Here is a 21,298-nt window from a genome sequence, read left to right as displayed (position 1 = left end):
CTTCCATATCGTTTTTTGAAAAGTTTAATAATTCATACTAACGTGGCGTATTGAATTTGTAAAGGGCGGATTTTAAGTAAGGTGAAATAAGGGTATAACTACGTGTAGAAGGAGTGAAGGTTATGCGAATTGTAATTATTGGAGGAGACGCTGCCGGAATGAGTGCAGCGATGCAGATCGTTCGAAACAGTGAAGAGCTTGAAGTGATTACACTCGAGCGTGGAGGGATTTATTCTTATGGCCAATGCGGTCTTCCTTACTTAATAGGCGGGGAGGTAGAAGCTGCGGACGATTTAATTGCCCGGACACCCGAAACCTTCCGTGAAAAGCATGGGATAGATGCCAGAGTCCATCAAGAAGTGACCAAGGTGGATTGTGATAATAAAATCGTGCACGGCTTCGATCATCATTCAGAAAAGGAGTTTGAAGTGAAATATGACCGGCTGCTGATTGCAACAGGTGCTGATCCGATTCTTCCTCCATGGGAAGGAAAGAACCTGGGAGGAGTTTTTCCTTTAAAAACCATACCTGACGCTGAAGCCATTATGGAAGATTTGACGGAAGAAGTGGAAAACATCGCGATTGTAGGCGGCGGATACATCGGGCTTGAAATGGCTGAAAACCTTATACATTTAGGAAAAAAAGTTCGGATAATCGATCGAAGCAGCCAGCTTGCGAAAATTTTTGACCCCGATATGTCAGAACTCATTCATGAGGAAGCCAAGCGTAACGGTTTAGAACTTTCCTTAGGGGAATCGGTGGAAGGTTTTGAAGGAGAAAATCGTGTAGAAGCTGTCATCACGGATAAAGGTAAATATTCATGTGAACACGTGCTGCTCGCTGTAGGAGTAACCCCTAATACCAAATTTCTCGAAGGAACGGGTATTTATAAAAGTTACAATGATGCGATTCAAGTGAATGGTTTTATGGAAACGAGCATCATGGACATATATGCTGCAGGTGACTGTGCTACACAGTATCACCGTGTGAAAGAGCGCCATGACTACATACCGCTTGGGACCCATGCGAATAAGCAGGGACAGATTGCAGGCTTAAATATGGTAGATATCCATAAAAGCTTCCGCGGAATTGTAGGAACCTCTATATTGAAGTTTTTTAACTTAACACTGGGACGCACGGGCATCTCCTGCCGGGAAGCGGAGCAGGAACATATTCCTTACCGTACGGTGTCGGTTGAATCCACGCATGCGGCCGGATACTATTCGAAGAAAAAGATGACACTGAAGCTTATTTATCATGAAAAAACGAGAAAGCTTTTAGGCGGGCAGATGATTGGAGAAGAAGGGATCGATAAACGGACCGATGTGCTGGCGACTGCGCTTTATAATGAGATGACGATAGACGACCTTCTCGACCTCGATCTTTCCTACTCTCCTCCTTATAACAGTGTATGGGACCCTGTTCAGCAGGCGGCCAGAAAGGCGACTTAATCTTCGAAGCCTTTGGTCTGATTGTGATAGTATAAGGACAAAGGAACTAGATGAGAGGGATTAGACCATGCATCAAGAAGCAGAAGCTTTTATCCGTCAATGCTATGGAGAGTTAGGAAAGGATTCACTAATAGAGAACCGGGTCGATGAAGTAATTGATTCGATTGAGAGTACAGGGACTTACCGCCATACGTATGAAGAATTGGAATATGGTGCGAAGGCAGCCTGGAGAAACAGCAACCGGTGCATCGGCCGGCTATTTTGGGACAGTCTGCAGGTGTTTGACTGCCGTGATCTGCAAACGGGAGAAGAGATCCGCGATGCCTTATTTCATCATATAGAGTTTGCTACGAATAAAGGAAGAGTACGCTCGACGATTACTATATTTAGTCCTGAGTCCGGCATTCGAATATGGAACCACCAGTTGATTCGGTATGCGGGTTATGAAGAGGAAACGGGCATAATTGGCGATCCTGCTTCTGTAGAGTTTACGAAAGAGTGCCAGAAGCTCGGGTGGAAAGGAAAAGGGAGCAGGTTCGATATTCTCCCGCTAGTCATTCAAATAGGGAATCAGAAACCGAAGTGGTTTTCAATCCCTGAAGCCATCGTAATGGAAGTGCCTCTTCGGCATCCCAAATATAATTGGTTTGCCGATTTTGAGCTGAAATGGTATGCAGTACCGATAATTTCTGATATGAGACTCGAAATAGGCGGACTGAGTTACCGGGCCGCTCCTTTTAACGGCTGGTACATGGAAACGGAAATTGGAGCACGCAACCTGGCTGATGGATTCCGCTATAATATGCTGCCTGGAGTTGCCGAAGCGATGGGACTTAATATAAAAAGAAATACGTCCTTATGGAAAGACCGGGCATTAATTGAACTGAATCAGGCAGTGATTCATTCCTACAAGGAGGATAAAGTCAGCATCGTGGATCATCATAGCGCCGCAAAGCAGTTTCAGCTTTTTCAAAATAACGAAAGAAAGTGCGGCAGAGAAGCGACAGGTGACTGGACATGGCTGATTCCTCCCGTCTCACCTGCGACAACGGAGATCTTTCACCAGTCATTTGAAGACCGAATGGATTCCCCGAATTATTATTATCAAAAGAAAGCGTATGAAGAAAGAAAGCCTGAGTTATGAAACTCAGGCTTTTTTTGTGTTTGGCTCCGGGAGCGAAGACCACTTCGTTTTCCGTGGCCGAACACCCTAGAAAAGCGAGCTGTTTTCTACGCCTCTCTTATAAGGTATCAACAATATGTTTATTAATGCTAAGGACTGCCAACACAAGCCTCATTCATATAAGTCCGGGCGGCGGTCCTGGAAAATCGGGATTTGTTCGCGGATTGCTTCCACACGGGAGAAGTCGACATCACAGTATAAGATCTCTTCATCTTCCCCGGCTTCTGCTGCAATATTCCCCCAAGGATCGATAACAATCGAATGTCCGCCAAATTCGTTATTTTCATCAGATCCTACGCGGTTGCAGGCAATAATGAAACACTGATTTTCAATGGCGCGGCTGATGAGCAGGTTACGCCAATGCTCGACTCGAGGCTTCGGCCATTCAGCAACTACGAACAACCCTCGTGCCCCATTTAGCATATGGGTGCGGATCCATTCGGGAAAGCGAATATCATAACATACGACTCCCGCGGCAAGGGTGTCTTCGACAACAAAGTTTCCTTTATGAAAACCGGCATGGAGAAATTTTTCTTCGTTCATTAAGCGGAACAGGTGGACTTTACGGTATTTAAGAACCCTGTCTCCGTCCTTGTTATAGGCAACAAATGTATTGAAAAATTCCCCGTGATCATCTTCTGCGACAGATCCAGCAACGGTTACCCCAAGTTCTTTTGCCAGATCGGCCATCATCGTATGGGTCGGTCCATCTAATGTTTCGGCGATCTTATCAAAGTGCTCTAAATCATACCCGGTGGTCCATAGTTCAGGGAGTAAGATCACTTTACCGCCATTTTGGGCAGCTTCTTTAATGCGGGGAATGGCGTTCTTTCGGTTCGTTTCCGGATCACCGAACGCGATATCCATTTGAATAATAGCAATAGTTGTTGTCATCGTTTCACCTCTTTTCTTTTTATTCTAACAAAATAAATTCCCCCTATCATTGCATAGCCTAAAAAGGTTAAGGGTATATAAGGGAGGAAAGGGTGAATAGCTTTGAATTCAATACAAAGAGATAATGGTACATTTTTTGTAGAGGAAAATAGTGAAAGAGTGGCTGAATTAGCTTATAAACAAGGTGGCTCCACGATGACCATTACCCATACTCATGTTAAGGAATCTGAGCAAGGGGAAGGTCTTGCAACAGAGTTAGTGGAGAATGCCGTCGAATATGCGAGAGAACAAAATATGAAAATTAATCCGATGTGTTCGTTTGCCAAGAAAGTGATAGAAGAACGTACGGAATTTCAAGACGTGCTTGCGAAATAGATTTTTTTAAGGGGGAATCTTATGTCAGGCATTGTACGAGAGCCCGAGCCAAGAGACTTAGTCCACGTGACGAGGTATGCGATTGACTGGGCAAAGCTTGTAGATGAACAGCATGACCAGCCGCAGAGAACTGAACGTTTGAGAGGAAGAAAAGACTGGGCTGCTGAACATTTATTTAATGATCATCCTAATCGCCGCGTGCTCGTTGCTGAACAGGGAGGACGTACGGTCGGTTATATATTTGGAACCGTGGAAAATAACAAAACAGGCTGGATCCGTGAAATATACGTTGATGAATTTTACAGGCGTGAAGGAATCGGAACTAAGCTGATGGAATCGATAAGAAGCTGGATGGAAAGTCAGAGTATCAACAGTATTCACGTAAATATACCTGATAGTTATGGCAGGGAATTCTTTCAAACCTTTGATGACCTAACCATACATGCCGTCCACTAAATTAAGCGAAAAAGTGGGAGGAGATCTCTTGCCTGAAAAAGCTATGATTATTGTAAACCCTTCTTCTGGAAAAGAAGATGCGGCCGACTATGTAGAGCAAATTGAAGACATTCTTACGGGAAAAGGATACGAGCTTCAAACCGTTCAAACGAAAAAGGAATTCGATGCTACGAATTATTGTATTGAAGCCTGTCACGGTGAAATCGACTTAGTCGTATCCTTAGGAGGAGACGGCACACTGCATGAAACGATAAATGGCATGGTCGATCAGGAGCACCGACCGAAACTTGGAGTCGTTCCATTAGGTACAGTGAATGATTTTGCAAGGGCTCTGGATTTGCCGCTTGACCCAAAGAAAGCTATTGAAGTGCTCCGGTCAGATCATACAAAAAAAGTAGATATCGGGAAATTCAACGACCGGTATTTTGTTAATATTGTGGCCGTTGGAGCTATAGCTGAGGCGACGTTTGAAGTTTCTCCTGAACAAAAAACAAAATTCGGATCTTTAGCCTACTTTATTGAAGGAGTGAAAACACTGGCTTCTAACCAGTCTTATCCGATACGGGTGGAATTTGATGATAAAGTATGGGAAGGGGATTCCTTTTTATTTCTCGCCGCATTAACAAAATCAACGGGCGGCTTTGAAAAGCTGTCGCCTGAAGCTAAGGTTAATGACGGTGTTCTGCACTGTTACGCGATTAAAGAAGTAAATATGATCCGGTTGGCTTCAATCATCACCTCTGTTTTAAGAGGTAACGTAAAAGAAGACAAAGATGTGGAATATTTTACAGCGAAAAAGCTGCGCATTTCTTCTGAAGAAAAACTTCACACGAACGTAGATGGAGAAGAGGGAGATGAGCTTCCTGTTTCCCTTGAAGTAAAGCCCCAGCATATAGATGTTGTCGTATAAGGAAATAGAGTCTTTTTCGGTTGTAGACGCTGCTAACGAGAAGGATAATAAACTTGTAGAAAACCTAAACACAGAGGTTTTCTGCAATCTGAAAGCTTAAGGTAAAATCCTTAAGCTTTTTTTAGTATAAAAAAAGCCCTTCTCTGACGATAATATCAAAGAAAGGGTTCGCAGAATAACTGCCATAAAAAATCTACAGGTCTATTCTTTCGGAAAGAATAGAGGGTGATTCGACATTAGAGACAAAAGAGAGTTCTTTTCATTTCGAGATATATGACCAGAAGTATCTCGGGACCATTGCCGGAATGGTGAAATCCCTTTTGTTATTTACCATTGTATCATCGTTTACAGGCGTGCGTCTTTGGGAAAAGATTCGCAAAAGAAGCCAATAATTGCGGCATTAGGTTATGTATTTTCGCAAGTTTTGGGTAATTGTGGAAGATCGAAGGGCAGATTGTCTATTGTTTTCTGCTCATGTAAAATAAAGAGAATTTAGAGAGTCGAGGTGGGTCGATGGATTATAGTAAAATTCAAATACTGATACACATGCAGGCCTTCTCTGTTTTGAATGGAGAAAGCAGGCTGTCATCAAGCATGCCGGGAACCAGCGTACAATGCCGGACCGGGCAATGTTGATAAATACGGCGGGATTCCTCCTTTTAAAGAAACACAAAACTACGTAAAGAAAGTGCTCAGCTTCGCATAAAAAATCCCTCCTGGTTAAAGGAGGGATTATACGCGCTAGATTTTTTGGCTCATCTCCATATATTGATCGAAGACGAGCGTCATTTCCTGAAGGCGATTATGAACATCTTCATCGATCAGTTCCCCTTGTGTTGAAAAGTGATTCGTATGCGTATAGACATAGTTAGGGGTCACGAGGCAGCGGAAATAATTCAGGATGGGTTTTAACTGGTTTTCGATCACCAGGTGATGCTGCAATGTCCCTCCGTTTGCTACAATGGAGACAGGCTTATGGCGCATAGCCCGGGGTGAAATAGCGTCGAACAAGTTTTTTAAAGTACCTGGAATCGACCCTTGGAAAATAGGAGTAGCTATCACGTAGGCATCTGCTTGTTCTACCTCACGGATCAGCTGCTGCATTTCCTCGTTATATTCCTCACCAGGGCGGCCATCTACGAATTCCATTTGGTAGTCTTCTAAGTATAGGATAGAGGTTTCGTAGCCTTTATTAAGTTTATGAATATATCTTTCGATTTCATTTAGCAATGCTTTCGTTTTACTGCCCACGATAGTACCGTTAAGAAGCAGGATCTTCATGACAAGGTCTCTCCTTTATTCGTTCGGGTGGCGCCTGATACAATATTTGCTAACACTTATGTTAAATCATACGTAGGCAATAAGCAATTGTGACAGAGGAATTGCGTCGGTTTTGAAAGGGGAGAAGAAAAATGAGGAAATTTTGGCGCAGAATCAAATTTTTGGCCAATATAAGAAAGTCGGTGCCTTTCATCATTAAGTTTTTCCGTTCCTCAGATGTGAAGCTTAAACACAAGCTGCTTTCGATTTTGCTGATCATCGGCTATTTTCTCTTTCCCTGGGATATCGTTCCTGATTTTCTTATTCTTCTAGGGTTCGTAGATGATGTCGCAATTCTTGCATTTGTTTTGCAGCAGATGGTTAAGATGGCACCGGAATCCTTGAAAAAGGAATTTCACCCCGAGGAAAAACTGTAAGGTTTAGTGTACTTCCAATTGAGGTACATATTAGTTGTGAATGGATTTCTAAAAATCAAGGAGTGAGTATAATGAGTAATGTAATGTTTACTTCTCATGCGACAGCAAAAGGCGGTCGCGAAGGCCATGTTAAATCAGATGATGGTGTTATTGATGTAAATCTTGTAATGCCAGGAAGTGACAGCAATGAATCAGGCTCTAATCCAGAGCAGCTGTTTGCCGCAGGATACTCTGCATGCTTTGATGGTGCTCTAAACTTGATTGCCAGCAAACAGAAGAAAGACATAGAATCTGAAACTACTGCCGATGTAAGCCTTATTAAAGATGAGTCAGACGATGGCTTTAAAATTGGTGTCATTTTAAATGTAAGTGTAAAAGGTGTTTCCCAGGAGGAAGCCGATCAGCTTGTAAAGGATGCTCATGATTTCTGCCCTTATTCCAAGGCAACTAAAGGAAATATTGATGTAGAATTAAACGCAAAAGCTGTATAATGATTACGATAAAAAAGCCTCCGTTACTGGGGGCTTTTTTATCGTAATTTATTGTGAGCATATTTATATTAGAAAATAGAGTTAAACTTCATACTAGAGGTATGACAGATGCTTAAGGAGAGAAAACAAATGAGAATTACAGAAGAAGCCCGTGAATTACTCGATGAATTACTCGAGGAAACAGGATCAGGGAGTTTACGCTTGTATTTTGCCGGCTACGGGTGCGGTGAGCCTGATGTCGGGATGACGATTTCTGAACCTGAAGCGGATGATGAGATTCTCAATATTAATTCCATTCCCGTAGCGATCGATCGAAGAATCATTCACCTTACCGAAAACATAACCATTGATGGGAAAGCCACGATGGAAGGGCCGAAATTCCAAATGCTTGGACTGCCGGAAAAAGACTGCTAAAGCCTCTGAGCAAAGGGCAGGCGGATTGCTTATTTACGAATATAATTTTATAAGATAAGCTAATAAAAGCCCCGGTTCCTGTCGAATCGGGGCTTATTCTTGAAAGGCGAGGTATACATACAATTATGATGGCATCAGGACACCAAACTGTTGGGGTAACAGCAGGTTTATTATCCATTACCCTTTTACCGCAGGTGGAGTATATTCCAAATGGTACACTGGAAACAATTTTATTTTTTGTTTTTGTATTATTTGGCTCCTTATTACCTGACATTGATACACCCAGCTCCACATTAGGCAGGAAGTTTTGGAGAGCACTTATGTACATATTATTGGCGGCGGCAGTCTTATATCTTTTTGCCCCGGAATACTTAGAAACGTACAGAGAACAGTTGAAAGTATTTGTTATGCTGACCTTCCCGTTATTAGTCATGGTAAAAAGCCATAGAAAAATGACCCATTCGGTTGTGTTTATTGGTCTGCTGCTTTTTTATCATCTTGTGATTACTTACTTTTTTGAAGTACCGCCGTATTATTTTGTTGGATTTATGTTGGGTGTTTGTTCTCATCTGCTTGGGGATTACCTCACTAAACGAGGCATTCCCTTTTTTTACCCGATTTCCAAAAAGTACTTTCGGTTTATTATTACCATGAGAACAGGTTCATCTGCCGAGAAGATCATGGTTACGGTACTGTCCATTTGGAATGTCTGGTATCTTATTTCGCAAGTATTTTAGCGAATAGGTAATTATATGGTTAAGAGAGCCCTCTTAAGTGGAAGGTATATAAGACAGGAAACAAGCGAAAGGGGCACAGACATCATGCTTATTACAGGAGTAACGGGTTTTGTAGGGAGTGAGCTTGCTGGCTGGCTTCTCGACGAAGGCGTGCCTTTTCGTACTGGTTCCCGCCATCCGTTAGAAACGAAAGAGATGTTAGACAGTCACTTAGCCGATAGTGTCTATTTTGACTTTGAAAAAGATTCTACTTATGAAAAAACTTTTTCAGGAGTGAAGCGGTGGTTTTTAACAAGGCCATCTAATATAGGGGATGTTGAGCCGATCGTAAACGCGATGAAAGCGGCCAAAGAGTGTGGAGTGGAACGTTTAGTTTTCTTGTCTGTCTTAGGAGCAGAACGGATGGGCTTTCTTCCGCACCGCCGGATAGAAAAAGCTATTATGGAGCTGGGTTTTAACTATACGATCCTTAGAGCCAGCCATTTAATGCAGGATTTTTTAAAATATCAAATTCTTCCAATGAAAGAGGATCATGAGATCAATGCTCCTGCCGGTTTTGCTAAAATCAGCTTTGTCGACAGCCGTGATGTAGCCGAAATTGCTTATTTAGCGCTTCGGAATTCACTGACGGCTAAAGATGTTTACAAAGTTACCGGAAAGCAAGCCTTAACGATGAAAGAGGCAGCTCAGCTGTTTTCAGAAGAATTAAATACAGTGATTACTTATTCAAATCCTACGAAACATCAGTTTTTAGAATACTGTTATCATAGAGGATACAGCAGTTCATTAGCTAAGCAGCTGGCTAACATCTACACATCGGCAAAGAATGGATTCTTTAAAACAACCAGCCTCGATACTGAGAAGCTCCTGCAGAGGCAGCCAAGAGGCATGCAGGAATTCATACAAAATTACAAGCCTATATTTCTGGACAACTAGAGTGCGCTTAAGTAGAAAGCGCACTTTTTTCTTTTTTCTGGGTATCAGGTACCGGAATTGGCTCTACCATTATTACCTTTTCTCTTTTTAGGGAATGGTATGGGTAAAGACAAAGGAGGATGCTTAAGAAAATGTTTGAACCATGTTTGCAGGTGAAAGGGTTTTTGGAAGGGTTTGAAGGGAAATGGATGATAGCCGGGGGCTGGGCTATTGATTTACATATAGGTGAGGAGACGAGAGATCATGACGACATTGAGGTTGCGATATTCAGAGAGGATCTTACTCAGCTGTCTAAGTTCCTTAATGGCTGGGAGACATATGTCGTCGATCATTCACAAATGATCGAGAATAATCTTAAGGAGCCGCTTGATGAGCATATCCACGAGATTCATGCACACCGGGATGAGGCTAAATTAGAAGTGCTCCTCAATCGTAAACAGAGAGAAAAGTGGGTGTTCCGCAGAGATGAGGAAGTCACATTTCCACTTTCTAATATGAATTTACATTCTGAGCAGGGGATTCCTTATTTAAACCCGGAAATCGTACTTCTCTATAAGGCGAAAAATACTGAGGAGAAGGATGAGCAGGATTTCCGCTACGTCTTCCCTCACTTAAATGAGCATCAGAAAGAGTGGCTGAAGCAGTCGTTAATTCAGCATCAGCCGCAGCACCCTTGGCTGGAAAAATTACTGTATTAAGGGAAGATTACTTTTTTATAAAATATGCCATATCAGCTGGGGAATTTTGATAGAATAAAATAGGTTTGTTTTAAAAAACAAGGCTCTTTTAATTGTTAACGTTGATCTTCATGAAAAAGAGGAGCCAGTCGTTTTTTCGCGGACGACAGGTCAAGCCTCCTCGCGAAACCTGTGGTTGAGATCATGCCCGCCCGTTTTTTAAGCAGGAGTCTCGCAGAACCCCTTGCTTTTTCTGAATAGGATCAGCCAGAGCTCAAATTAAAAAGATAGAGATGGAGAAGGAGAAATATAACTTATGTGGAGATGGAAAAATATTTACCGCGGCATGCTGATGGGAGCGAGTGACGTAGTCCCGGGGGTAAGCGGCGGAACAATCGCAGTCGTGTTAGGTATCTATGATCAATTAATAGAAGCGATTAACGGTTTCTTCAGTAGAGAATGGAAAAAGCATTTAAAGTTTCTGCTTCCTTTAGGAGCAGGGATTATCATTTCTATTTTAATGTTGGCTAACCTGATTGAATGGTTGTTTGAGCACTATCCAGGCCCTACTAAATTCTTCTTTTTAGGATTAATTATCGGGGTCATCCCTTATTTAACTAATAAAGCGGATATGAAAAATAAATTTGAAGGCAGGCATTATGGTCTTCTGCTGCTGGGAGCCATTCTAGTTGGATCGATGGCTTTCTTTCAAGCAACAGAAGGAGAGCCAATGACTAATCTGACGCTGGCTTCTTACATCGGGCTTTTCTTTTCCGGGTGGCTTGCCAGCAGTGCGATGATCCTCCCGGGGATAAGCGGATCGTTTATTTTGCTGCTGATTGGTATGTACAGCACAATTATATCCGGGGTGGCTAATCTTCGGTTCGATATCATATTAACCGTAGGACTGGGCGTTGCTATTGGGATTGTGATTATGAGTAAGATCATTAATTACTTTCTTGAAAATTATACTTCCGCTACGTTTGGGCTGATCATAGGATTGGTCGTCGGTTCGATATTCGTCATTTTCCCAGGTGTACCTGAGTCAACTCCTTTGTTAATCGCAAGTATCATCACTTTTATTACAGGGTTGCTAAGTGCATGGCTCCTTGGTAGAGTGGAATATAAATAAGCAGAAGATAAGACTTTTCAACAAAATCACGGTATGATATTAAGCATAAAGAACGCAAAGGAGCATCATTCTTATGGAACCGATTAAGCAGCAAGACGCATTTGAGAAAACTATTGAAAGTGAACAGCCGATCATCATTAAATTCCACGCGGACTGGTGCCCGGATTGCCGGCGGATGGATATGTTTATCGGTGACATCCTTGAAGAATATAAAGATTACAAGTGGTACGATATTAACCGCGATGAGCTTCCTGAAGTGGCGGATAAATATGAAGTTATGGGAATCCCAAGTCTTCTCATTTTCCAAAAGGGCGAGAAAATCGGCCATCTTCATAGTGCCTATGCAAAGACACCTGAAGAGGTTGAAAGCTTTTTACAAAAGCATCTGTAAAAACAGCGCACCCACATGGCTCGGCCGTGTGGGTGTTTTTGAAATAAGGAAATACGGCATGCAGTTTAAGGGAGGGGTTCTTCTGAGACAGAGACTGTTGTTAGTGGGAGCGGGGCATGCACATTTAGAGGTCATTAACCAGTACGGCCAGAATCCGAATGATGACGTCGACGTATGTCTTTTGTCTCCGTCGAAATATCAATATTATTCGGGGATGCTTTCTGGGTATGTGGAAGGATTATATGAAAAAGAAGAAATCCGGATAAATGTGGAGAAGATGGCTGAGAAAGCAGGCGTTAATTTTATAAAAAAGAGAGCGGATTTCGTGAATCCCAAGCGTAAGAAACTCCACTGTGAAGGCGGCGCGGTTTATCCCTTTGATATGATAAGCTTCGATATTGGTTCAAACAAAGTGCCAGATCAATTTCAGTATTCCTTTACCCAATCGGTTAAGCCGTACAGTCACTTTGTCGACCAGATCTCCAGTTTAAGAGAAGCGCCTATGCCGCTGATTATTGGCGGAGGGGCAGCGGGAAGTGAGCTGGCTTTAGCCCTGCAGGCTTATAAAAATAATCATAATGCAGTAGGTCAAGTGCGCCTTGTTACTTCTACAGAGGTTCTCTCCTCAGGTTCGAAAGGGTCCACGAAGAAGCTCCGTTCGATTTTAAAAGAAGCAGGTGTACAGCTCTGGGAGCATGAGAAGGTAAAAGAGCTCTATGATGATTATGTGTTAACTCATACAAATAATCGCATCAGGCACAGTGACCTATTATGGATGAGCGGACCTCAGGCGGATGAAATTTTTAAAAGGTCCAGCCTGCAAGTCGATAAACGCGGCTTTGCACTCGTTCAAGATACTCTTCAGTTTGAAGATTATGATTTTATGTTCGGAGCCGGTGATTGTGTGACGATGAGTTCACACCCTGACCTGGATAAGAGCGGGGTTTATGCAGTAAAGCAAGGACCGGTATTGTTTGAGAACCTGCTGAACTTCGTAAAGGGGGCTCCGCTTCAGCCCTTTAAGCCTCAGAAGCAGGCATTATATATTTTATCGACAGGCAATAAAAAAGGCCTCTTTCTTTATGGAAAGCTTAAGAATCACAGCTTTAGTGCCTGGAAGCTGAAAAATAAAATCGATGAAAGTTTTATCAGAAAATACCAATAAGGCGTTTTCCTTCTGAAAGAGGAGGAACGCCTTATTTTAATTTTAATATTGTAAATACTTTTTTTCTAAAGAGATAAATAATAAGCCCGACCCAGGCAATAATCGAAAGGCCGGCGAGCAGCAGGCTGCGGTCGCCTTCGGCCAGACTGCTTCCGACTAAGCTGTACGCAAGTGTTCCTGGAATCAGGCCGATCATCGTGGCGGTAATAAAGGAGATCCATCTGACTTTCGCAATGCCTGCTGCGTAGCTGAGAACATTAAAACCGATGATCGGGATCAGCCGTAATGTAAGTACGTAAAGAAAGCCGTTCGCTTCCATTCGGGCATATAAGTTTTTCATCCACGGGGTGTTTGGAATTTTTATAACAGAGTGGCCAAACCACTTTCCCATAACAAACCCTACTACGGCAGCTCCTGAAGCACCGATCACGATAAAGAGTATTCCAGGCCACACCCCATAGGTGAATGCGGCGGCAAGCGATAAGATCGAAGTAGGAAAAGCAATAAACGGGCCAAGTGTGTACAAGCCGATAAAGATTAATGGCCCCCACCAGCCGTAGGAAAGGATATAAAGCCGAATCTCCCGCGGCGATAAATCCAGCTGGTATCGGACAAACCAGGCTGCAGCGACAAAGGCTAATAACAGGATGCTTCCGCGGATTATGGCTCTCTTGCTCATTCTGACCACCTCAAATTAGCGATTGGTAAAGCTTTGAACAGACGGCGAGGGAATCGAGAGATAAACTTTAGGTGCGGAAATGGTCTCATGTACAGGCAGCGATAATTTACGATCTAAGCTGCTGATATATAAATGGATAGTACGCTGTCCCTGGTGAAACGTCGTTTGTAACACTTCGGCTTCAAAAGCTTCCTGCTCCGGAACTTTAGTGTACAGCTGAATGTGATCCAATGGGATGTACCGTTCATCTTCTAAAACGAGGTGGCCGCCGAGAAATCGGGCAACAAAAGGATTAGCCGGCAGGTTGTGCAGCTCCTCTGCCGTCCCGATCTGCTGGAAAGTCCCTTCATGAAAGACCCCGATCCTGTCTCCCATCAGCATCGCTTCTTCATAATCATGAGTAACAAAAATAGAGGTGACCTCCCGTTTCTTCAGCAGGTCTCTGACCCAGTATCTGAGTTCCTGTCTGAGAGATGGATCAAGGCTGCTGAACGGTTCATCTAATAAAAGCACATCAGGTTCTGCTGCAAGCGACCTTGCTAAGGAAGCGCGCTGCTGCTGACCTCCTGAAATTTCGGCAGGGAATTGATCTTTTGCCTTATACAGACTGGTCGCTTCGAGTAAGTCGTTAACTTTATTATAAGAGATGTTTTGCAATTTTGCTCCATACTGGATATTTTCTTCAACGGTCATATGCGGAAACAGCAGCGGCTGCTGAAAAACGAATCCTACGCTTCTTTTCCGTGCAGGAATCGTGGACACATTTTGCCCGGTGAGATAGATAGAGCCTGCTGACGGTTTTTCAAGTCCGGCTAATATGCGCAGAAGGGTCGTTTTTCCGCTCCCGGATGGACCGACAATGCTCAAGTGCTCACCGGCATCAAGTGCAAAACTCAGTCCATTGATAACAGAGAGGGAGTCATAGTTTTTGATCAGCTGCTGTACGGTAATTTTTTTCGTCAAGTTCGTTGCCTCCATGGTTTTCTCGAATAAGGGATGAGGAGTAATAAAGACTCAATAATTAAGTATATGATTAAAGGCGGTATGGCGAACCAAAGGGCAAACGCGGACATCACCGAATCGTTAGCCGAATCGAGGTAAGGGAAAAAGATCATCGGCAATGTAATAACGATCCCGCCGCCGATGATTGCCGTAATGGCGTACTGGCTTAAACTGATGACAATGGTTAAAAAAGTAACACTGCGAATGGCCGCTTTTAATAATGGCAGCTCTATCGTTATAAACTGCCTAAATGGAGCGGCTCCTAATATTTCAGACTGCTCCATCAGCTTTTTATCCACTTGGTTGTAGGCATTTCGAAAAATTTTGTTACTGTACGGAATCGTCGGCACTAAATGAACGAGCGAAACACCTATCCACGTATCAGCAAGGCCAATACGGATCATAAATAAATGAAGTCCCATCGCAGCAAGCAGTACAGGAATAAGGATAGGTGCCAAAAGCAGCGCTTCAATCGCGGAATGAAACTTAAAAGAATTTAGTGCCAGTGCTCGTCCGCTGCTTATCCCAATCAAGAAGTTTAACAAAAGCACAAATGCCCCGATACCGATAGACCAGAACGTAGCTGACCACAGATGAGGATCAGAAAAAAGGATACCCCAGCTATCGAGTTGAACTCCAGCAAAACCTCCTGGTGATGTGAAGCTTTGGATGAATAAAACAGCGACAGGAATAACAAAAAAGAGAACAGCGATCAGGAAGAAGGTGGATTTTCTTTTCATCTATATCCTCCCCCTTAAGGCCCGCATCCGCTTTCGGTTAATGTACAGATATCCAAGCCATGATGAGAAAATGATCCCGATGCTCACAAGTATAAGGGCGCCAAAAGCAAGCGGCCGGTCGTCCCAGTCTCCGTTATAAAACCATTCATAGCTTAAGACGGAGAGCATTTCCGGATACGTCGTTCCAAGTAAAGCAGGAACTTCGTAGGCTGTTAAAGTAAAAGCAAACAAAATGAAAAACGTCTCGGTAACGGCCGGGAGAATATGCGGCCATTCGACGGTCTTAAACTGATCCCAGCGGCTTCCGCCAAGAGTTTGGACGACATCATAATAAGCAGACGGGATTGCTGAATAAACAGGAAAAAGCATTAACATGACAAAGGGGACCTCTTTTCCGATATAAGTCAGTATAATACCAACACCGTTAGGGTCCCTTGTCCATATGGGGAAATCAGCTGACGTATCGATAAGTCCCATGCTGATAAAAAACTGCGCCCATAACCCAGTTTCTGATAGAAAAAGAAGGACGACATATCCCCAAACGAGGTGAGGAAAGAGCATCGGCAGCCATACCGTCAGTCTTGGAAACAGGTTCAGCAATTCCTTTGAAAACGTCCGGCTCAAAAGGATCCCTGCCATTAAAGACAGAAGGGAAGCTATGAGAGCTGTACGCAGGCTGAACCAGAGAGAAGCGAAAAAGCGTTCAGATTCCAGCAAATGCTGCCAGGGATTGCCTTTAACACTTTCTATAAAGGCTGCTGTTATTCCGTAAAAAGGAAGAAGCAAAAATAAAGCAGCGGGCAGCAAGCTGAGCCATGGATTAGTTTTGAACCAGTTCATTGAACCATTGATCCTCCATCCATTCTACATACTCCGCATCCGATTCGGGAAGAAAGCTTTCTTCTAACCTTTGGGGGTGAAGCACACTGCTGCCACGGTCGACTTCTGCAAAGGCCTGTTTTTGCTCCTTATTTAACTTTTCAAAACTGATCGGCGTGTTTTCTCCCCAATATTCGGCCTTGTACTTAGCCAGCTGTGCCTCAGGAGACAGCATATAATTGACCGCCACTAGAGCAGCTGATTTATTAGGGCTGTTAAAAGGGAGGGAGAGAAAGTGTGTATTTCCGATCGAACCTGGGTTAAGAACAAAGGACTTCGTCGTTTCAGGAAAAATCCCTTCATCAATGAGCGATTCAGCGCGGGCTTCGTTATAGCCCATCGTCATAGTTACTTCTCCATCACTGTACAAACGGTCAAGCTCACTTAGAGAATTGGGGTAATGCTCTCCATTTCTCCACAAATGGGGTTCAATTTCTTTTAAATAGTCCCACATGCTTTCCGCCGGTTCTGACAGCTGCTCTTGCTGAAGCGGCTGTTCGTATATATCCGCCGGACTGTCAGCTTTGGCATACAGCAGATGACGAAGAAAAGCATTGCCTGTGAAATCGCTCGCTTGCGGATATGTAAACTCTCCGGGGTTTTCCGCAATCCATTGTTTTAGCTCTTTAAAGTTTTGCGGAGGCTCAGCTAATTTAGCTTCATCATAGTGAAAGACAAACTGAACCTTGCCCCACGGTGCTTCCATTCCTTCTGTTGCCATGCCAAAATCTGTAGAGATGGCTGGGTCTTCTTTATCGTAATACTCGTTATAGATCGGAAGCTTATCGACGAAGGAGCCGGCTAACCAGTCATTTTTCTTGGCATTTTTAAAGTTTTCACCATTCAGCCAAATGAGATCAATCGTGCCCTGCTGCTTTCCTGCCTGTTTTTCTGTCTGCAGCTTTTGAAGAATTTCCGGTGTATCCATAGGTACACGTTTTAACGTTATGTTATGGGCTTCCTTTAATTGAGGGGTGAGCCATTTATCTATGTATTGATTGATTCCTTCATCACCGCCCCACATATATAAACGAACTTCATCACCATCCGCAGTTTCTTCAATTTCAGACCATTCTTTATTTGTGATCTCCTCAAGTGAAGGCTGCTCTTCATTTGAGCTGCAGGCGGCAAGAAGGAGGAGCAGCAGAAATAAGCACAACTGTTTCATCTTTCAATCTCCCTTTTTATAAGCTTTCTTTTTATCTATCATACAAACAAATAGAAAGGAAAGGAAACAATACAACTGTACGAATGGGCTTTTTAATTTAGTATTATCAAATGGCTTTAAGCTGGGAAGATAATGCTGCGATACGGGGCAAGGCACAGAGTTAGTACTTATCAAAAGGGGATATAAATCTGAACAATATAAAGGTTCCTTTTGAAAGATGTGTAAGGGAAGGCTCCTGCGACTCCTAGAGAGTTCACGAACGATGAGGCTTGACCGTCCGTCCGCGAAAAAGCTGGCAGGTTGCCCTTTAAATCCTTCATTCAGAAAAAATCTATGGTACGATTTGGACAAAGGAGTGGATGACGTGAATCCTTCATTATCAACGGAACAGAAAAAGTACATGATTGACCGTATCCAGGAATATTTTGAGCTGGAGCGGATGGAGCCATTAGGAGAGCTTGCGGCAGATCAGCTGCTGCATTTCATGGTTGAGGAATTAGGACCGTTTATGTATAACAAAGGGGTTCATGACGCCCGGCAGATGGTCGATCAAAAGGTGATGAATCTCGATGAAGACTTACTGTCGCTTGAAAGGCCCGCTGGCCGGCCAAGACGCTGAAGGAAGATAAAAATCAGCTTACATTGAAACTAAATTACTAGGGGAATTACCGCTCGTTTTCCTCAAGAAGCCGCCATATTCTCTCCCATAGTAAATAGAAAGACAACCTGCCCTTAGCAACATCGCCAGGGACAGGTTGTCGTCTTTATCACTGCCTTCAAGTATTGGAGGATTCTAAAAAGCGAGGCAGAATTCTGCCTCGCTTTACGCTGTTAAGAAAGCCTCGCGAAGCATGACTTATTTAATTGATCTGAAAAGAGTTAAATACAGCAGTAATTCCTTCTCCTTTAGTCATTAATAGCCGGCCGTTTTCCAGCTGGCCAATCGGCTTGTCAAAAAGGTAAATTTCCTGAAAGACTTGCATCATTTTTTTCGGATCCGAACTGCCAAGTTTAAGCTCAAGGAAGCGTACTAAATTAATATCATCACCTGAAGCCGGCACGTTTTTTCCTTCCCATTCAATTAGAAAAGGGAGAGGATAAAGCGGGCTTTTTGGAAACAGCATCTGCCATTTTAAGAGTGATCCGTCTGGGCGCTTTCTCTGACCGTCAAATGGACCACTGTAAGGTATATCATTTTCTTTAAAATGCTTGAGGTAAGCCTCCATATCATCTGTTCGTAAAGCAAATTGAAATGGACCGGTAAGCCCTTGATCAAACGTTTGTTTAAACTCCTGAATCAGCGGATTCTCTGACTTCGCGGCTGTCTCCGCTGATTTTAGGCCAAGCCATTCAATGTAGCAGTCGTTCGAGAAATAGCACAGCTCATTATATGTTCCCCAGAGGGTGTGATGACCGCCTGGAACTCCTTTGAGCTGCTGTGTATCCATGAGCTTTTTCTGATCGGCTTTCGGGTCTGCTGAAGCAATGACGAGGTGATCAAAGGCTAACATTTAACATCCTCCTGTTACTTAACATTTTCTGTTAACTGAAAAGCTTCGGCCAGCAGCTGATACGATTGAAGACGGTTTTCAAACGGAGAAACGATCGAATTAATAATGACTTCATTGACATCATAATAGCGGGCCAGGTCCTCAATTTCTTCTTTTACTCTTTCAGGAGAACCTACAATGATACGGCTGCGGTTTTCCGCGATCTGTTCTTCTTCAAACATCGTGTAAGAATAATGAAAGGCTTCCTCAGGTGTAGGAAAATGGGAGCGAAGGTCTCCTTGTTCAATTTTTAGCAGGGCCAGATCCAGGCTGGCGGCCAAATATTCAGCTTCTGAATCGGTTGCGGCACAAATGACGAATACCGATACATTGCCTGCAGGCTTGCTTTGCTGGACAGAAGGCTGGAAATAATCCGTGTAGCGCTTCATCGCTTTAGCCCCGCCATAGCCATTGATAAAGTGGGCGAATGAATAGGAAGCACCGATTTCTGCGGCTACACGTGCGCTCGTTCCGCTGGAGCCGAGCATCCACACAGGAGGCGCTGTATGCCCGGAAGGAGAGGCGTGAATGCCCATGCCTTCTGGATCTTCTCCATGAAGATAAGAAATTAATTCCCTCACTTGTGATGGATAATTTTCTATATTCGGAAGCCTTCCCCGGTTTAATGCAAGGTTGACATTGGGTTTTCCGCCGGGGGCTCTTCCGATTCCTAAATCAACACGCTGAGGATATAGTGTTTCAAGCAGTCGAAAAGTTTCTGCTATTTTGTAGGAGCTGTAATGAGGAAGAAGGATCCCGCCAGTGCCTACTCGGATTCGTTTCGTCTGCCCGAGCAGGTGTGTCGCTAGTATTTCCGGTGCCGAACCCGCCAGCGTCTGCGTGCTGTGGTGCTCGGCTACCCAGAAGCGGTGATAGCCCAATTCGTCTGTCAGTTTGGCAAGCTCTGTTGTCTGTTGTAATGCTTGCTGAGGGCTCATCCCGGAAAGGATGGGGGATTGATCAAGTACGCTTAGTTTCATGTTTTGCCGCCCCTTTTTAACGTTAAATATTTCTACTATATATCGTGTCATGAGGAAACATCTTTTGCAAAGCTTTTAAAAAAGTACCCTTCCATAAGAAGGGTACAGGCCAGATCAGCGGTTAAGCAGACCTAAATAAATGTTTTCCTTAATAACGGAAGCAGGCTGTTTCATTAATTGTTTTAGATGCAGATGGTCCGTATCGATCGGCGTAATAAAAGGTGTTCCGCTGCGGAACTGATTCTCCGACTCAACGGCCAGCTTTGCCGTGCCTTTGATACCATTAAGGATTTCAATCCGGCCATCATCTGTTAAACCAGTCTCCACTTCCTTATAAAGGAGCAGGCCGTCTGTCGTCATCTGCCAGACGTAAGGGTTTTCTCCTGTTTTTAATGCCGGTTCGAGCACGGCTAAAGCATCGGCGGATTCATCTGTAATGATCTCCACCTCTGCGTGATAGCCTGGAAGAACCCCTTCCGCCTCTTTGGGGACGGTAATTTCTACAGGGTACTGACTGACTCTATTCGCATCAATATTTTTTGAAAAAGGATGAATGTTATCGACCGTGCCTTCAAGCTCCACTGGATCATTCTCTTCTGTGAGTGTAATCTTGGCAGTCATATCTTCTTCGGCAGCTTTTCGTTGTTCTTCCCGGAGTTCCCCTTTTACAAGAAGGTCAGTTGAAGAAATGGTCAGTAAAGGATCGCTAAGGTTTTCAGAACGATCCGTTACCACTCCGGAAACAGGGCTCTGCACCGTGATAGTCTGTCCTGTTGAGGTGAGCTGTTCTAATTGGCCTTGCACCATTGCAAGCTGTGATTCTTTTTGGGTCCGCTCTTTTTCTTTTTCGGCAATCGCTTCTTCTTTAATGATTTGGGCGACGGCTGAGGAATCTTGCTCCTGCGGCTCCTCTTCCTCCTCATTTACCCCTTCAGCAGAAGACGGGAAGTCAAACGTGCCCGACGCCTCTACGCTTTCTATCGACATCGATTCCACTTGCTGAATGTAGGTATCTATTGCTGTGATCTCTTCTTGAAGTTTGTCGGCCTCAAGCTGCAGGTCTTCTGATTGTTTCTCATAATCGTCGACCTGATAGGTATACAGGTCGTCGCCTTCTGTAACTTCATCACCAGTTTCTACGAAAAATTCCCCAAAGGATCCCTGGCTTTTATCAAAATATAAGGGGCTTGACTCCGCCGCTGCGAAAACCCCGCGGATATTTAAGGATTCCTGCAGATCATCAGTAAACGTTCCCGACCAGCTGCTTATGTAAGACTTTCTATCAATCTTTTGGTCAGCGTCGACGTATAAGAGAATGCTGTTGGTGACTACAAAAAGAAGCAGACCTGCAAGCCACAGTCTCTTTCTAAGATTATTCTTCATTACAGTTC

25 protein-coding genes and 1 pseudogene are annotated in these 21,298 nt (G+C 43.7%); 16 read left to right on the top strand and 10 right to left on the bottom strand.

Annotation, left to right across the window (positions count from 1 at the left end; genetic code table 11):
* The first annotated feature begins 122 nt into the window (after positions 1-122).
* Together HUS26_RS14455 and HUS26_RS14450 are read left to right on the top strand one after the other, a co-directional pair.
* Positions 123-1,451: an FAD-dependent oxidoreductase gene (locus tag HUS26_RS14455; RefSeq protein WP_173917802.1), complete on the top strand. Its 1,329-nt coding sequence runs from the start codon at positions 123-125 to the stop codon at positions 1,449-1,451.
* 67 nt (positions 1,452-1,518) lie between these two features.
* Positions 1,519-2,595 (top strand): nitric oxide synthase oxygenase, encoded by a 1,077-nt coding sequence (locus HUS26_RS14450; protein ID WP_173917801.1) that lies wholly within the window; start codon positions 1,519-1,521, stop codon positions 2,593-2,595.
* A 150-nt stretch (positions 2,596-2,745) separates the two neighbouring features.
* Here HUS26_RS14450 and HUS26_RS14445 read toward each other — a convergent pair whose 3' ends face one another.
* Complete coding sequence (locus tag HUS26_RS14445) at positions 2,746-3,528, bottom strand: carbon-nitrogen family hydrolase (protein WP_173917800.1); 783 nt, start codon at positions 3,526-3,528, stop codon at positions 2,746-2,748.
* Between the two features lie 102 nt (positions 3,529-3,630).
* Between HUS26_RS14445 and HUS26_RS14440 the strand changes: the two genes are divergently transcribed.
* The 4 genes and pseudogenes from HUS26_RS14440 to HUS26_RS14425 all read left to right on the top strand — a co-directional run.
* Positions 3,631-3,903, top strand: coding sequence for a GNAT family N-acetyltransferase (locus HUS26_RS14440; protein ID WP_217424734.1), 273 nt, complete (start codon positions 3,631-3,633; stop codon positions 3,901-3,903).
* A gap of 21 nt (positions 3,904-3,924) precedes the next feature.
* A complete protein-coding gene (locus HUS26_RS14435; RefSeq protein WP_173917799.1) occupies positions 3,925-4,359 on the top strand; it encodes a GNAT family N-acetyltransferase in 435 nt (144 codons plus the stop codon).
* Positions 4,360-4,387: 28 nt separating this feature from the next.
* On the top strand, positions 4,388-5,269 hold the full coding sequence (locus tag HUS26_RS14430; protein WP_371809593.1) for a diacylglycerol kinase family protein: 882 nt from the start codon (positions 4,388-4,390) through the stop codon (positions 5,267-5,269).
* A 607-nt stretch (positions 5,270-5,876) separates the two neighbouring features.
* Positions 5,877-5,975 (top strand): annotated as a pseudogene (locus tag HUS26_RS14425) (lytic transglycosylase domain-containing protein); the annotation flags it as partial.
* Positions 5,976-6,010: 35 nt separating this feature from the next.
* Here the strand turns inward: HUS26_RS14425 and HUS26_RS14420 are convergent.
* Positions 6,011-6,550, bottom strand: coding sequence for an NADPH-dependent FMN reductase (locus HUS26_RS14420; RefSeq protein ID WP_173917797.1), 540 nt, complete (start codon positions 6,548-6,550; stop codon positions 6,011-6,013).
* 131 nt (positions 6,551-6,681) lie between these two features.
* Here HUS26_RS14420 and HUS26_RS14415 point away from each other — a divergent pair, with 131 nt between their 5' ends.
* The 9 genes from HUS26_RS14415 (at position 6,682) to HUS26_RS14375 (ending at position 12,909) form a co-directional block, all read left to right on the top strand.
* Positions 6,682-6,966 (top strand): YkvA family protein, encoded by a 285-nt coding sequence (locus HUS26_RS14415; protein WP_173917796.1) that lies wholly within the window; start codon positions 6,682-6,684, stop codon positions 6,964-6,966.
* Positions 6,967-7,037: 71 nt separating this feature from the next.
* Positions 7,038-7,457, top strand: a complete 420-nt coding sequence (locus HUS26_RS14410; RefSeq protein ID WP_173917795.1) for an organic hydroperoxide resistance protein — start codon at positions 7,038-7,040, stop codon at positions 7,455-7,457.
* 129 nt (positions 7,458-7,586) lie between these two features.
* Positions 7,587-7,871, top strand: coding sequence for a hypothetical protein (locus tag HUS26_RS14405; protein ID WP_173917794.1), 285 nt, complete (start codon positions 7,587-7,589; stop codon positions 7,869-7,871).
* Positions 7,872-7,996: 125 nt separating this feature from the next.
* A complete protein-coding gene (locus tag HUS26_RS14400) occupies positions 7,997-8,608 on the top strand; it encodes a metal-dependent hydrolase (protein ID WP_173917793.1) in 612 nt (203 codons plus the stop codon).
* A gap of 84 nt (positions 8,609-8,692) precedes the next feature.
* Positions 8,693-9,544, top strand: coding sequence for an NmrA family NAD(P)-binding protein (locus HUS26_RS14395; RefSeq protein ID WP_173917792.1), 852 nt, complete (start codon positions 8,693-8,695; stop codon positions 9,542-9,544).
* A 131-nt stretch (positions 9,545-9,675) separates the two neighbouring features.
* Positions 9,676-10,242 (top strand): nucleotidyltransferase domain-containing protein, encoded by a 567-nt coding sequence (locus HUS26_RS14390; RefSeq protein ID WP_173917791.1) that lies wholly within the window; start codon positions 9,676-9,678, stop codon positions 10,240-10,242.
* Positions 10,243-10,537: 295 nt separating this feature from the next.
* Positions 10,538-11,353, top strand: a complete 816-nt coding sequence (locus tag HUS26_RS14385; protein WP_173917790.1) for a DUF368 domain-containing protein — start codon at positions 10,538-10,540, stop codon at positions 11,351-11,353.
* A gap of 73 nt (positions 11,354-11,426) precedes the next feature.
* Positions 11,427-11,744, top strand: coding sequence for a thioredoxin family protein (locus tag HUS26_RS14380; RefSeq protein ID WP_173917789.1), 318 nt, complete (start codon positions 11,427-11,429; stop codon positions 11,742-11,744).
* A 58-nt stretch (positions 11,745-11,802) separates the two neighbouring features.
* On the top strand, positions 11,803-12,909 hold the full coding sequence (locus HUS26_RS14375) for an FAD-dependent oxidoreductase (RefSeq protein ID WP_254434211.1): 1,107 nt from the start codon (positions 11,803-11,805) through the stop codon (positions 12,907-12,909).
* A gap of 31 nt (positions 12,910-12,940) precedes the next feature.
* On the opposite strand, the gene HUS26_RS14370 is transcribed toward HUS26_RS14375, so the two are convergent.
* From HUS26_RS14370 to HUS26_RS14350, 5 genes are read right to left on the bottom strand one after another with little or no spacing between them, the layout of a single operon-like run.
* Entirely contained in the window at positions 12,941-13,588 is a 648-nt protein-coding gene (locus HUS26_RS14370; protein WP_173917788.1) for a TVP38/TMEM64 family protein, read from the bottom strand.
* 15 nt (positions 13,589-13,603) lie between these two features.
* Entirely contained in the window at positions 13,604-14,551 is a 948-nt protein-coding gene (locus tag HUS26_RS14365; protein ID WP_173917787.1) for an ABC transporter ATP-binding protein, read from the bottom strand.
* Positions 14,548-15,330: an ABC transporter permease gene (locus HUS26_RS14360; RefSeq protein ID WP_173917786.1), complete on the bottom strand. Its 783-nt coding sequence runs from the start codon at positions 15,328-15,330 to the stop codon at positions 14,548-14,550. Before HUS26_RS14360 ends, HUS26_RS14365 begins: the two co-directional genes overlap by 4 nt.
* Positions 15,331-16,170, bottom strand: a complete 840-nt coding sequence (locus HUS26_RS14355) for an ABC transporter permease (RefSeq protein WP_173917785.1) — start codon at positions 16,168-16,170, stop codon at positions 15,331-15,333.
* The gene (locus tag HUS26_RS14350; RefSeq protein ID WP_173917784.1) at positions 16,151-17,377 is read right to left on the bottom strand and encodes an ABC transporter substrate-binding protein; all 1,227 of its coding nucleotides are present in this window, start codon (positions 17,375-17,377) and stop codon (positions 16,151-16,153) included. Before HUS26_RS14350 ends, HUS26_RS14355 begins: the two co-directional genes overlap by 20 nt.
* 364 nt (positions 17,378-17,741) lie before the next feature.
* Between HUS26_RS14350 and HUS26_RS14345 the strand changes: the two genes are divergently transcribed.
* Positions 17,742-17,996 carry a DUF2164 domain-containing protein gene (locus tag HUS26_RS14345; protein WP_173917783.1) on the top strand — a complete coding sequence of 85 codons (255 nt, stop codon included), beginning with the start codon at positions 17,742-17,744 and terminating at the stop codon, positions 17,994-17,996.
* Between the two features lie 241 nt (positions 17,997-18,237).
* Here the strand turns inward: HUS26_RS14345 and HUS26_RS14340 are convergent, their stop codons facing one another.
* From HUS26_RS14340 to HUS26_RS14330, 3 genes are all read right to left on the bottom strand, one after another.
* Positions 18,238-18,888, bottom strand: a complete 651-nt coding sequence (locus HUS26_RS14340; RefSeq protein ID WP_173917782.1) for a VOC family protein — start codon at positions 18,886-18,888, stop codon at positions 18,238-18,240.
* A 14-nt stretch (positions 18,889-18,902) separates the two neighbouring features.
* Positions 18,903-19,907 carry an LLM class flavin-dependent oxidoreductase gene (locus HUS26_RS14335; protein WP_173917781.1) on the bottom strand — a complete coding sequence of 335 codons (1,005 nt, stop codon included), beginning with the start codon at positions 19,905-19,907 and terminating at the stop codon, positions 18,903-18,905.
* Positions 19,908-20,021: 114 nt separating this feature from the next.
* Entirely contained in the window at positions 20,022-21,290 is a 1,269-nt protein-coding gene (locus HUS26_RS14330) for an efflux RND transporter periplasmic adaptor subunit (RefSeq protein WP_173917780.1), read from the bottom strand.
* Between the last annotated feature and the right edge of the window lie 8 nt (positions 21,291-21,298).

Origin of the sequence: Halobacillus sp. Marseille-Q1614, from assembly GCF_902809865.1 — a bacterium.
Lineage (GTDB): Bacteria > Bacillota > Bacilli > Bacillales > Halobacillaceae > Halobacillus_A.
This window is presented reverse-complemented; position numbering and strand designations above follow the sequence as displayed.